The sequence below is a fragment of the Massilia putida genome (assembly GCF_001941825.1).
Taxonomy (GTDB): Bacteria; Pseudomonadota; Gammaproteobacteria; order Burkholderiales; family Burkholderiaceae_D; genus Telluria; species Telluria putida.
In genome coordinates this window covers 1,191,479-1,204,774 of record NZ_CP019038.1, presented here as the reverse complement: position 1 = coordinate 1,204,774, position 13,296 = coordinate 1,191,479, and the positions used below count along the sequence as shown (strand labels likewise).

General features: G+C 53.8%; 9 protein-coding genes. 8 read left to right on the top strand and 1 reads right to left on the bottom strand.

The features are described from left to right. Window positions 1–2,271, bottom strand: coding sequence for an AAA family ATPase (locus BVG12_RS33425; RefSeq protein WP_156895573.1), 2,271 nt, complete (start codon window positions 2,269–2,271; stop codon window positions 1–3). Window positions 2,272–3,116: 845 nt separating this feature from the next. Here BVG12_RS33425 and BVG12_RS07615 point away from each other — a divergent pair. From BVG12_RS07615 to BVG12_RS07585, 8 genes are all read left to right on the top strand, one after another. Further along, a protein-coding gene (locus BVG12_RS07615) for an IS3 family transposase (protein ID WP_156895572.1) occupies window positions 3,117–4,267 on the top strand; the annotation gives its coding sequence in 2 pieces (ribosomal slippage) (window positions 3,117–3,381 and window positions 3,381–4,267; 1,152 coding nt in all). Between the two features lie 308 nt (window positions 4,268–4,575). Further along, a complete protein-coding gene (locus tag BVG12_RS07610) occupies window positions 4,576–4,755 on the top strand; it encodes a hypothetical protein (RefSeq protein WP_075791905.1) in 180 nt (59 codons plus the stop codon). Between the two features lie 61 nt (window positions 4,756–4,816). Then, window positions 4,817–5,554, top strand: coding sequence for an ABC transporter ATP-binding protein (locus BVG12_RS07605; RefSeq protein ID WP_229503834.1), 738 nt, complete (start codon window positions 4,817–4,819; stop codon window positions 5,552–5,554). Then, window positions 5,554–6,936, top strand: coding sequence for a hypothetical protein (locus tag BVG12_RS33885; protein ID WP_156895571.1), 1,383 nt, complete (start codon window positions 5,554–5,556; stop codon window positions 6,934–6,936). The genes BVG12_RS07605 and BVG12_RS33885 overlap by 1 nt, the downstream gene beginning before the upstream one ends. 662 nt (window positions 6,937–7,598) lie before the next feature. Next, window positions 7,599–8,738 (top strand): HlyD family secretion protein, encoded by a 1,140-nt coding sequence (locus tag BVG12_RS07600; RefSeq protein WP_229503833.1) that lies wholly within the window; start codon window positions 7,599–7,601, stop codon window positions 8,736–8,738. Between the two features lie 19 nt (window positions 8,739–8,757). Next, the gene (locus BVG12_RS07595) at window positions 8,758–10,899 is read left to right on the top strand and encodes a peptidase domain-containing ABC transporter (protein ID WP_075791903.1); all 2,142 of its coding nucleotides are present in this window, start codon (window positions 8,758–8,760) and stop codon (window positions 10,897–10,899) included. 64 nt (window positions 10,900–10,963) lie between these two features. After that, window positions 10,964–12,112, top strand: a complete 1,149-nt coding sequence (locus BVG12_RS07590; protein WP_075791902.1) for an IS5 family transposase — start codon at window positions 10,964–10,966, stop codon at window positions 12,110–12,112. Window positions 12,113–12,223: 111 nt separating this feature from the next. Beyond that, window positions 12,224–13,246, top strand: a complete 1,023-nt coding sequence (locus BVG12_RS07585; protein ID WP_075791901.1) for an IS110 family RNA-guided transposase — start codon at window positions 12,224–12,226, stop codon at window positions 13,244–13,246. The last annotated feature ends 50 nt before the right edge of the window (window positions 13,247–13,296 follow it).

The window sequence follows — 13,296 nt, the reverse complement described above, 5'->3', positions numbered from 1 at the left end:
TCAGATGCCCTCCAGCGCCTTGACGATGGATTGCTTGGCCGCCCTGGTCAGCGCGTCCAGCCTGGCCAGCGAGGCGCCGCGGCGGTTGACGAGGTATTCCAGGATCGTTTGCTCGATGAGCTGTTCGGCCGCCGTGCCGCCGATGGGCAGGCCGGCCAGCGCCAGTTCGAGTGGTGCCAATACCCTGCGGGCCTTGACTGCCAGGCGGGTGTGCTGTCCTTGCGTCAGCAGGTTGGCGTACTCGTCCAGCGTGCGTTCCAGTTCAGGGTCTTCGGTGGAGAACAGGCCGAAGAAGTCCGAGGTCAGCAACTGTTCAACACTCAGCTGCGTCAGGTTCGGCAAGGCTTCCAGCAGCTCGACGTGTTCGGGAACGCGGTGGCGCATGTCGGTACGGCGTACGCGGCGCACCACGACAGCCTCGCCTTGTTCCATGCCGCGCAGGCAGAGCGGGTCGTGGGTAGTCGCGATGAACGTAACCTTGGGCAGCGCCCGGCGCAATCCGGCCATGATCTGCATCTTCCAGCGCGGGTGTAGATGGGCCTCGACCTCGTCGATCAGCACGACGGCGCGTGCCGTTGCCAGGCTCGGCCTGTCGTCCTCGGCCTTCTTCTCCAAAAGTCCCTGCATCACTTCGCAGATCATGCCGAGGATTGAACGAAAGCCCGAGGAGGCCTGCGACAAGGGCGTCCTGCCGGCATTCTTCGTCGGACCGCCGACCAGCACGCAGCGACCCTTCTTCGGCTGGCGCTCGATAAGTTCGAACTCCTGCTGGATCGAAAAGATCTCGCGCAGCGCGCGCGCCACTTGGTAGAAGTCGTCTTTGGAGAGGCCGAGCAGCCAGCGCTCCGGATTGGCTTGGATGGCGCGCGGGTCGAACAGGGAGACGATGCGCCTCGCCCCGCTCGATGGTTCTTCGTTGGCGCAGTACTGGCGAAACGCGCCGTACGCGAAGACGGGCATGCCGGGAGAGGAGCTGTCGATAGACAAACCTTTGCGCTGCGCCTCGAACGTGATCGCGTCGCCGCTGTCGAACTCGACGGACACCATCGCTGGGCGCAGGACGTCCTCCGGACCGCCCATGCATTCCTCGTTCAGCATCAGCTCGTGGGAGGCGAGCTTCAGCGCGCCGCGCTCCTCCGTGTCGCACAACGCCAGCGCTACCGCTTCCAGAATCGAGCTCTTCCCAGCGGCGTTCTCGCCCAGAATCAGCAGGGCGGGTTCGCGGGGTGCGTCGGCAGGGTCTGGCCGCAAATTCAGGTCTATGCTGTCGAGGGCTTTGAAATTCCTGATCTGGACGCGCTGGATGCGTCGCGGGACGCTCACCGGGGGAGCCGGGGCCGGCGGTGCAGGCCGGGTCGCGCTGGTCGGTGTTTTCCGGACCACGCGTGCGCCATGCTCGCGCGCGAACAGCAGCAAGTAGTCCCGTTTCGGTCGATCCATGAGGAACACGCGGATGTTTTCGGGTGTGAGCATGGTCGCCCGCTCGTCCTCGTCCATGAGCTTGGCTGCCATGTCGCGCACGAGCAGGTACCAGAACCCGCCGAATTCCAGCTGTTGAAAGTCGAGTACTTCCGAACGCCGTTCGAAACGCGCCAAATCCGATCCCGAGGTGTTGCGCAGTGCGGTCGCATACTTGGTTACGCTATCGGCCCGGCGGCTAACGAGATCCGGGCGGTTCAAGCCGAAGGTCTTAATCGTGTGAAGACCATATTTGCTGCGTTCTACCAGTTCGCCATGCGGTGTCGCCCCTAGATGTTCGTGAAAGTCTCTGTCCCGGCATGGATCAAGCAGAAGGTTGTCCTCCTTGCCGAGACGGCCCCACGCGCCATCGTGGCGCGCCACGTACTCCTTGAGCCGAGCCGCAGACGGTAGCCCCATGCGCTTGCCGTCCACTGGAAAGAAATTGCTCTTCATGCGGTTGCAGCTGGGGCAGGCGGGATATAGGTTATCCCAGGCGCCTGCCAGCCAAGCGTAGTACAGGTGGGACGTCGCCGCATCGGCCCGGGGCGCCGCCTCGGCGGTGGGGCGGAAATGGTCCATCTCCGTGGAGATGCGTAGTTCGCAGTATGCGCACTTGCCGTTGAACAGCTGCTTCAAGGAGGCGTGCACCTCACGCGCATACAGCCAACTGCCAGGCGCCGGGGCGCGGGTCTGGGCCCGTTTTTCCGGATCGGTCAGGAAAAAGTGCGCCAGGTCGTTGCGGTAGCGCTGGGCTCGTGGGCTGCCGAACACGTCGGGGACGGGAACTCGGCGGCGATCAAATCGTTGCAAAATGGTCTCGCTGGTTAAGGACGGCCGAGGCCGCAAACGCCTCTAGTGCGGTATGGAAACGTCATGGTTCCACTAGGTTGCCAGCATGTCAAGCCGCGCGATCGCCACCTGACGCCCCGCCTGCACCGACAGCGTCCCCCCAGCGACGCAGGGCATCAGCGGCTATGAGAGCAGCTTTGTGGTGATACTGCTTGTGTCAGGCCTGCTGTATTACTGCGCGTGGTGTTTGGCTGGGCCCGGGTCGAAGCGTCGAACCGGCGTGAGCGCAAGGGCTGGACTATGTCGTGTATGCGCCGATGACCATTAATCGCGCAGGCCATCGCGTGGCAGGTCACGGTGCACTCCAGTTGGACGTGACGTGGGCCAAGCCCACCGCTGACCGCACTCACCAGTTCATGTCGGCCGCGCTCGCCCGCTTGATCCACGGCCAGCCCTTCGCTGGAAGCTGAGTGGCAAACAGTTCACAGAGGAATTCAAGATCGCTGCCGTGTAGCGGGTGGAAGAGCGCAGCCATCGGCAGTACGGACCTGTCAAGGCATCTAAGCTTCTGGCGCGTTCGTCATGGTATCGATGATGGTAACGTAGCCCAAGGGTTTAAAAATTCTCGTTGATTCAACGGCTTAGCCCAGCCATTGATGCTGGAGTGGGAGTAAGTTTCCTGCGGGAAACTAAATATCGAAGCTTCGAAAAGCCCGTCTTCTCTTTGCGGGCTTTTTACAGGTTAACGCTGGCAACTATTCCATCGTTGAGCTCACTCAAGCTCGGTAATTAGAATTGCTCGGTGTGGCCTGCTGCCGATTCCACAGACACCAAGTTAAGGTGGAAAATGGGGTCAGGAGGAATCAATGGCAGCAGCAAGAAGGCAGTTCAGCCGAGAGTTCAAACTTGAGGCGGTAAAGTTGGTGGAGGAACGCGGGGTATCGGTACGCCAGGCCGCTCAAGACCTGGACGTGCACGAAAACGTCCTGCGCAAATGGGTGCGCGAACTTCGCGAGCAACCCGAGGAAGCATTTCCTGGCAATGGCAAGATGACGGCCCAGGATGCTGAGATTGCGCGGCTGCGCAAGGAAGTCACCAAGCTCAAGATGGAGCGCGACCTGTTGAAAAAAGCCGCAGCCTATTTCGCGAAGGAGTCGATTTGAAATTCGGCTTCATCGCGAAGCACCGAGGAGTCTGGCCGGTCAATTTGATGTGCGAGGCGCTCGGTGTCTCGAGGGGTGGCTTCTATGCTTGGCTGACGCGTCCGCTGAGCCGTCGTAGCAAGCAAGACGAAAAGCTGGGTGTGCAAGTACGGCAAAGCTTCCTGCGCAGTGACCGGACATATGGAGCAAGGCGAGTCTGGCGCGACGTCCTTGAGCAAGGCCTGCCATGTGGGCTACATCGTATCGAACGTCTGATGCGGGACCAGGCGTTGCGCGCCCGGCCTCGACGCCGAGGTCTGCCCAAGGACCGTGGAGCGCGCAGTGCGGTAGCAGAGAACCTACTCGATCGGCAGTTCCAGGCCGAGGCGCCGAACCAGAAATGGGTCGCCGACTTCACGTATATCTGGACTGCCGAGGGATGGCTATACGTTGCCGCCGTGCTGGACCTTTATTCGCGCCGTATCGTTGGCTGGTCGATGCAGGACAGCATGACTTCGCAACTTGTCGTCGATGCGCTGATGATGGGTGTCTGGCGTCGGGGTAAGCCAAGCGCGTTGTTGCATCATTCGGACCAGGGCAGCCAATACACCAGCGAACACTTCCAGCAACTGCTCAATGAACAGGGCATTACCTGCAGCATGAGCCGGGCTGGCGAAGTCTGGGACAACTCGGCAATGGAAAGCTTCTTCAGCTCGCTCAAGACCGAACGAACGGCACGAAAGGTGTACCGTACCCGTACCCAGGCTCGCTCAGACGTGTTCGACTACATCGAACGCTTCTACAATCCTACGCGGCGTCATTCGACCTTGGGATACGTTAGTCCGGTACAGTTTGAAGAAGCTAAAAAAGCTTAAAGCGGTGTCATCCGAATCGGCAGCAGGCCAGTGAGACGGGCGGGCAGTGGAGTTCGAACCGTACTGCCCCAACAAGTAGTTCGCATTGCGTGCTTCCGCTCCAGCGTGGCTTAGCGCGTTTGTTGTAGATATGTATCAAGGATCACATCTGTTCGTGATTTCTTCCCATAAACCCGTGTCGTGACATTTAACGTATTTTCATCCACTTCGCGCGAGTATAATCAGACTCAGCTACGAAATAAATGTTGCTTAACTGCAAATTTATTATAGCGTTGTGGTTTCATACTTCACTATTAAAAGGAAATGATATGAACGCTGTTCAAGAACTGAGCCTGGAAGAAATCGAAGCAGTCAGCGGCGGTATGAGTGACTTCACTGCCGGTGGTATGGCTGTTATCGGCATCGGTTTCGCAGGTGGCCCGGCAACTGGTGCGTTTGGTCTGCTGATTGGCGGTGCAATGATGTTTGTAGGTTATTACCAGAGCTAAGAGCTCTTTGGACCTGATGCGTGGCGCCGCGCTTCAGGTCCGCTAATAGAAGGAAAAAACAGTGTTAGTGGCAAACAAACCAGCAGTTGAGTTTTTCGAAGTTACTAAAACGTTTGCAAACGTACCGGCAGTTGACGCATTGTCTTTAAGAGTGGAGCAAGGGCAGTTGTATGTGCTACTTGGGAAAAATGGCGCCGGGAAAACAACTTCGCTGAGAATGCTAGCTGGATTAGAGAGTCCTGACCAAGGGAAGATTCTTGTCCATGGGCGCGATATAGCTAATGAGTCTCAGTTTGCGCGAGCACATATTGCTTTTTTGCCCGACGATCCACTTCTCTACGACTTGCTGAAGCCCTTAGAATATCTTGAGTTCGTTGCTGGACTCTGGGACGTAGACCGCAAATTTGCCGCTGAGGAGGCGGATTTCCTTCTACTGCAGTTGGATTTGTGGGAGCACCGAGGCAAACTCATAAAAAACTTCTCGCGTGGGATGAAACAAAAGCTCGCACTGGCAGGCGGCCTGATCCATAAGCCGTCTATCATTATTTTAGACGAGCCATTAACTGGACTTGATGCACTCGCGGCAAAGAAAGTCAAGGATGTACTACGAAAGAAAGCCAGCGAGGGAGTTGCCATTATCTTAACCACACATATTTTAGAGGTCGCGGAAAAACTGGCGGACAAAGTGGCAATTATCGATGGCGGACGAATAGTAGCAGACGGGCCGATCGAATACCTGTTGCAAAAAACGAACTCAAATACTCTCGAAGATCTCTTCTTGAAAATGGTGGAGTATTGATGAAGTTTTTTGCCAAGTCATTATGGATACTTAAAGCAGAATTGCGTTTGGCCGCCCGCGGACAAGCTATTGCATTCGGGGCCTTCTCAAGGGTCCTGAGTCCAATCACATTCCTTTCAATATATGTAATATTGTGTGTCGGTGCATTCATGTGGTTTTCTGCTCCGATACAGCTCTTTCAAAACCAACTAGTGCATGCAATTATAACCCTAATTGCGATAGGCTTCTTGATAACATCACTAATTCCTGCAACGAGAGAAGTTATCCTGGCTGCTCCATCGCTAACGCTTATATTAACTTCTCCATTCTCAATGCGAGCGTATTTAATGGCGCGGATCTACGCGCTCGCTTTAAGGTCGAGTTTGTTTCCGCTGTTAATTATAACTCCGTTTTTTAATGCCGCCATACTGCACGGCTATCTCGGCGGCTTTCTAATTTATCCCTTCATCCTTTCGTTAGCAATAATCACTTCATCGTTTTGCGTTTCTCTGCTGGTCGTATTTCACTCCTTCCTGCGGAGCAGTTTTGTCATTTCTGGTGCGCGAGTGGTCGGTCTCGTTTGCACCATTCTCTTCTTTTTAGCGTTCAACTTTGGAAAAATCGACCCAAGCTCGCTATTCGGGTTGTATCAAGGGAAGTTGGGGGCATGTTTAAGATGGATTGGTGCAGGGGTGTCGGGAAAACCTGTTCCCACATTTTTTCTTCTCACCATAGCAATTGTAAGTCCACTTGTCGCGGCGAAGTTTTCCGCCACACCCTTCAGGAGTCTAAGTAGGCCATTGGGGCAAAAATATGAGTCCAGAACTTCCGGAAAGGCCACGAGTTTTTCTGCATCTTTTTTTCTTATAGTCTTTAAAAAAGAGCTAAGACTCGTCTTGAGAAATCCTGGCGTGTTTGTTCAGTTCTTGCGGATCTTTGTCGCCATTGCCATTGCGCTGACCTTTTTTTCTAGAAATGGCCTTAGGGTGAGTTTTCTAGGTCCCGCGTTAATGCTTGTCTGCACTCTCTTGGCTAACGATATGAGTTGGTTAATAGCGAGAGTCGAAAAGGCTGGTGATTTATTGAATATGTCGCCAACTAACGCACGTAAATTGAAAATCTATAAGGCGCTAATCGCGTCGATTTTTCCTGCGATAGCAACGATCATTGGAACGTTTGCGATCTTTCAGCTGGACAAAATATATAGTGCTAAGGTCGCCGTGACTTGTGTTGCTGCCATTATTTTATCGGTTTTAGCTAATGTTCACCTATCGAAGAGATCCTCTCTGCTTGCAGGGTTGTCTGAATCCGATCGTCAGCCAATACCAGTGATTTTTGCACAAGGATTGATAATACTGGCTGCCTCTCTATTTTTTTATTTTTCCGAAAAGATGTTTATCTAATCTTCTAAAGTCTTGCGTTTTCATTCGCTTGGGTTCCGCGATTTAATATAAATGCTTAAAACTCGACGCATTGCTCAGTTGTAAACGGATCCAAGCTTCGCACTCCGCTTGGCTTGGTCGTGTTTGCCAGTGCATTCAATTTGTGGGATTGACGTGCAGCTAGGGGGCTGGGATTTGACTTTAGGTCTGCGAATAATCTTTTATTTCTATTTCTTAGAACGACTTGTGGCGGGGATCTTTCTGGAAATTCGACGATGCGGGTCATATTCATCGGTTGCTGAAAATAATTTCGGCCATGATGATATTTCGGTTTTATTTTAATTGTCCTTGCAGTGATCTATTGTCATATATTTTAATTCCTCTTTATCAATGCTTAGCTGGTGTGTGAAGTCGCTCTGGTAAAAACGACCTTCGTTAGACATCTTAGGTTCCTGAATTAGCAGCTGTCGATCGTAGTTAAACCCAATTAGCTATATAGCGCACTACATCCAATATTGACTAGGTTTAACGTGACAACTCGTCCCCCAGTAGTTCCCCCAACCGCCCGGCCCTTATTCCGGCAGCAAGCCGTCGAGCATGCCGCGGTTCGTCAGTACGGAGCCGTAATATTAAGCCAACGTCTCACCTTTCAGTTCTTGACGGGGTTATTCCTGACAATTGCATTGGCGATCTTGGTCTTTTTCTTCTGTTTTATGACAACGAGGAAAGCCCAATGCCAAGGGATACTCTTGCCAGTTTCCGGTGTCATTCGAGTAGTCCCGACACAAACTGGAACCGTCAAGGAAAAACGTGTTCGGGAAGGCCAGCTTGTCGCTGCGGGAGATGTCTTGTTCGTGCTGAGCGGTGAACGCAGTGCGATTGCCGGAGACGCACAAAAAACAATTTCATCTTTGTTGGCGTCGCGGCGCGACAGTTACCGTACGGAACTCCAACAACTTGAGTTGCAAACTCGTCAGCACGCCGAGGCCCTACGTAGGCGGATGGTCGATATTACGGGCGATCTTCATCACCTGGACGACCAGATCACACTACAGAAACAGCGTGTGTCGCTGTCAGAGCAAGCGTGGAAGCGGTATAGCGGTTTGCAAGCTTTACATTATATATCGGCCGCCCAATCGCAGGACAAACAGGCGGATTTGCTGGACCAGCGTCAGCGCGTAAGTGATTTGTTACGGGCCAAGGCTAATAGTCAACGCGATGTCGATTCGACCGATGCTGAATTGCGTAACTTGAGCGTGCAAGCTGCACGTGATGCCGCTGCGCTGCAGCGCAATATAGCAATGGTCGAAGAGGAGTTAACCGATAGCGAAGCAAAGCGCGAGATTTTAGTCCGCAGCCCTGGGGCTGGCGTAGTGACCGCGATTACTGCGGAGATGGGCCAAACCGTGTCACCATCTCAGTCTATTGCATCGGTACTCCCAGCACACTCATTGTTGGAGGCTGAAATATATGCCCCATCACGCTCGGTCGGCTTTGTGAAGCCCGGGATGCAAGTGCTATTACGGTACCAGGCCTACCCCTATCAAAAATTTGGTCAGCATAGCGCTACCGTAACGGAGGTAGCCAACACGTCTCTGCGTCCGGAAGAAATGACGCTTCCTGGTGCTACCTTGCCACCAGGTTCGACAGCCGAGCCCTTGTATCGTATTCGGTTAAAGATCGATAAGCAGACCGTCAAAGCATACGGCACAGATATGCCTCTCAAATCGGGTATGTTGTTGGACGCAAGCATTGTTCTCGAGCGCCGCCACTTGTACGAATGGATCCTAGAACCACTATTTAGTATTTCCGGCCGTATTTAATCTTTCTGATAGTTCTGCAATGAAACCCTTAGCTTCTCCACAATTTACTTTCTGGCGACAGCGTCGTTTGCCCGTTTTGCTTCAGACCGAGGCAGCCGAATGCGGTCTGGCCTGCCTTTGTATGGTCGCAAGCTACTGGGGGCACCAAATCGACATCACGAGTATGCGTAGGCGGTTCTCGGTGTCCCTCAAAGGGCTTACACTCAAAGGACTGATCGCCATCGCAGATGGCTTGTCTCTGAGTTCGCGGCCGTTAAAATTGGACATGGAGCACCTGCAGGATCTGACACTGCCGTGCATACTACACTGGGATCTTAATCACTTCGTCGTATTGAGAGCTGTTTCAGCTGGGCGTGTAGTAATCCACGACCCTGCAGTGGGGGAGCGTAAGCTATCGTTGGATGAGTGTGCGAAACACTTTACCGGTGTCGCGCTGGAGCTAGCACCAGCACGACAATTCAGCAAACAAAAAGAGGTGCAAAGTTTCACCTTATTGTCGCTGATGGGACGCGTTGTAGGTTTGAAGCATGGGTTGAGTCAAATATTACTACTGGGCTTGGCATTGCAAGTTTGTCTGCTAATAGCCCCGTTTTATCTGCAGTGGATGGTCGATGAGGCATTGTTAAGTTCAGACCGCGACCTGATCACAGTCTTGGGTTTGGGCTTTCTCGCACTGGTTTGTGTGCAGACAGCTATCACGGCAGTGCGTTCGTGGATTACCACAGTATTGTCTACCAGTCTAAACTTCCAATGGTTCGGCAACGCCTTTACCCATTTGATGAAGCTGCCATTGTCATACTTCGGCAATCGACATAGTGGTGATATCGTTTCACGGTTTGGCTCGATCCAAACAATTCAACGAAGTCTGACAACTCAATTTGTCGAGGGCATTATCGATGGCGTACTAGTATTGGGTACGCTGGCAATGATGTTATTTTACAGCGTGAAGTTGGCCGGTGTGGCGTGTCTAGCAGTGGTGTTATATATTTTGTTGCGATGGTCGGTTTTTCGTGCGTTACGTTCAGCTACTGCCGAGCAGATCATCCATGCGGCCAAACAACAAACGCACTTTCTTGAATCAGTACGCGGCATTCAAAGCGTGCGTTTATACCACCGCGCGGACGAGCGGCGCACCGGTTGGATGAACATATTGGCAGACCAGTTTAATGCGGATTTGCAAATCGCGAAATTATCGGTATCCTACCAAACGGCAAATGCATTTCTATTCAATGCTGAGCGCGTGATAGTTATATGGCTCGCAGCGCTTGCGGTGCTCAGCAACGAATTTTCGGTGGGCATGCTGTTTGCGTTTATTAGCTACAAAGACCAGTTCAGCCAGCGTATTTCGAGCCTGATCGATAAAATTTTCGAACTACGGATGATGAAGCTCCATGGGGAACGACTTGCGGATATTTTGCTCGCAGAGCCAGAACAAGACACGGTCGACGCGGAAGTCGACGTCGAGAGTATCGCGCCGTCGTTGGAGATTTGGAACCTTTCGTTCCGCTACGCAGATAATGAGCCATACATACTTAAGGAACTCAATCTTTCCATTCCCGCGGGACAATCGATTGCCGTTACTGGATCTTCGGGGAGCGGAAAGACGACATTGATCAAATTACTTCTTGGGTTGCTCAAACCGTCCGAAGGGGAGATTCGAATTGGTGGCATTAAGATAGAACAGCTTGGCCTATCAAATTACCGTAAATTGATTGGTACGGTCATGCAGGAAGATTCGTTATTTTCAGGCTCTGTTGGTGACAATATTAGTTTCTTTGACCCGACGCCGAGACAGAATGAAATCGAGGCATGCGCCAAGCTTGCGTCAGTGCATACAGACATCGCATCTATGCCTATGGGATATAATACTTTGGTAGGAGACATCGGTACCGGCCTTTCTGGCGGCCAAAAGCAGCGCATTTTGCTAGCACGTGCATTATATAAAAACCCTAAATTGCTCGTCTTGGACGAGGCAACCAGTCATTTAGATGTACGCAACGAGTATGAAGTTAACATGGCAATTAAGCAGCTAGCTTTTACCCGTATCATCGTTGCACACAGGCCAGAAACGATTTCGATGGCACAACGCATTATCGTGATGCATCGAGGTACGATTGTTCAGGACGTCGTTCCGGCGCAGCAGACTGTAGCCACCACTTAAGAGGGTGTAGACAAAATCAATAACGTAGCTGTGGCATGCTGTCTCGATGTGGAAGGAGCATGCCATGGCAACGAAACATCCACTCGACGGCGTTGAGTCGTCAAGCAACGTCGGGGGAAGGCCACCGGCATTGAAGCCTGAGCATATCGCGGTTTTGCACGATATCGTGAAGCAGCGCGCTCAGGCCAGCCTGAAAGAGATTGCCGACGAGCTATACCACCGTTGTGGATTACGCGTATGCGATGCAACGGTTCGCCGTGCGCTACGTGCGCAAGGGATCGTACGGCTCAAGCCAGTGCGTCGAGCGTATGCAGAGCGAGCCGAGGGCGCCAAGCGATATGGCTACACGGCAGCGCACCGACGCGAGGACATATCGCCGTACAGCACCAACCTGACAGATGCTGAATGGGAACTGGTCGCTGATTTGTTCGAGCGCGTACCCGGACAACGAGGGACGCCTGTGCATTACAGCCGCCGCGATCTCGTGAATGCATGCTCGTATGTGCTGCGCACGGGCTGCGCTTGGCGACTGTTACCCGAGACGTTCCCGCCTTGGCAGGCGGTCTACAAGGCGTTTTCGCGCTGGGTTGATGCGGGCGTATTCGAGCAAATGCAGGACCGACTACGTGAACAATGGCGCGCGCGCATGGGGCGTGCGAGCACCCCAAGCGCCGCGGTGATCGATGCACAGTCCACTCGCGCCTCGCCGCAAGGTGGCGAAAGCGGATTCGATGCGGGTAAGAAGGTCAAGGGGCGAAAGCGCAATCTCGTCGTTGATACGATGGGGCTGCTCATCGCAGTCACGGTAACCGCTGCGAGCGTGCAGGACAGGGATGCTGCCGCAGCCGTGGTTGCGCAAGCGTGCGCCAAGAGCCCTCGGCTAGAACGGCTTTACACCGACGGCGCGTATGGCGGGAAATGCGCGCATGACATCGAGCAGGCGCATCATATTGGTGTCGAAGTCGTTCGTCGTCCAGGTAACAGCACGATCGGAACGCTGCATGATCCCAAGACGGCACCTGAGCCAGCCGCAGTTATCAATGCAGGATTCGTGGTCCTGCCAATGCGCTGGGTCGTCGAACGAACTCACGCGTGGACCGAACGCTGGCGCCGTACAGTGATGCACCACGACCGCAAGCTGGATATCTCGGCCGCCTGGGTATGGCTGGCCGAGGCACGTATGCTACTCAACAGACTCGCTTATCAAAGTTGATTTCGTCTACGCCCTGTTAGTACAATGGAATGGACGCCCCCGCCCGGTAACGGCATCGATGTGCCAAAGTGGATGTATCGAGCAACCACTTGAATCGAGGGGGACGTCATCATGGAGATTACGACAGTTGGCATCGATCTGGCAAAGAGTGTGTTCCAGGTTCACGCGATAAATCAGCATGGAAAGGTTATGTTGAGGAAGCAGCTCAAGCGCGGCCAGATGGCGGAGTTTTTCGCCACTCTACCAGCCTGTCTGATCGGGATGGAAGCCTGCGGCAGCGCTCATTACTGGGCAAGAAGGCTGCAAACGTTTGGGCACACGGTGAAGCTGATGGCACCTCAGTTCGTAAAGCCCTACGTGAAAACGAACAAGCACGACGCTGCGGATGCGGAAGCGATTTGCGAGGCGGTGCAGCGGCCTAACATGCGGTTCGTGCCGGTCAAAAATGTTGAGCAGCAGGCGGTACTGGCGCTGCATCGGGTACGGCAGGGATGGATCAAGGCGAGGACAGCGCAAGCCAATCAGATCCGTGGTTTATTGAGCGAATTCGGCTTGATCGTGCCTCAAGGGATTGGACACATCACCAGCCGCGTACCGGCGTTGCTCGATGAAGCAAAGGACGAGCTGCCGGGGCCATTCCAAGAGCTTGTGCTACGTTTGCTTGAACACTTCAAGGACCTGGACCGGCAAGTGAATGAAGTGGAACACCAAATCCAATACTGGCATCGCGCCAATACCCTGTCGCGCAAGCTGGAGAGAATTCCGGGGATTGGTCCGATCACGGCCAGTGCTTTGGTCGCTTCGGTTGGCGATGCGAAGAATTTTGAGAACGGCCGGCAGTTGGCCGCATGGTTGGGGCTGGTGCCTAAGCAAAACTCGTCCGGAGGAAAGACGAATTTGCAGGGGATCAGCAAGCGTGGTGATACGTATCTGCGCACGCTGCTCATCCACGGTGCTCGAGCGGTCATTCGGCAACTCGAACGGAAGATCAATGTACAGGGATGGCTGGCCAACCTGCTTGGCCGACGCAACAAGAACGTAGCAGCAGTCGCACTGGCGAACAAGAACGCGCGCATCGCGTGGGCGCTGTTGGTACACGACAGGGACTTCCGATCCGATTACGTTGCTGCGTAATCGGATCGGGCAGAGGTAATGGCAATACGAGGTTGTTCATTCCACCGATT

What these genes read in the sequence shown, in the direction of transcription:
- BVG12_RS07610 (WP_075791905.1), top strand. Translation starts at nt 4,576, where the DNA reads ATGAACGCTGTTCAAGAACTGAGCCTGGAAGAAATCGAAGCAGTCAGC.
- BVG12_RS33885 (WP_156895571.1), top strand. Translation starts at nt 5,554, where the DNA reads ATGAAGTTTTTTGCCAAGTCATTATGGATACTTAAAGCAGAATTGCGT.
- BVG12_RS07595 (WP_075791903.1), top strand. Translation starts at nt 8,758, where the DNA reads ATGAAACCCTTAGCTTCTCCACAATTTACTTTCTGGCGACAGCGTCGT.
- BVG12_RS07590 (WP_075791902.1), top strand. Translation starts at nt 10,964, where the DNA reads ATGGCAACGAAACATCCACTCGACGGCGTTGAGTCGTCAAGCAACGTC.
- BVG12_RS07585 (WP_075791901.1), top strand. Translation starts at nt 12,224, where the DNA reads ATGGAGATTACGACAGTTGGCATCGATCTGGCAAAGAGTGTGTTCCAG.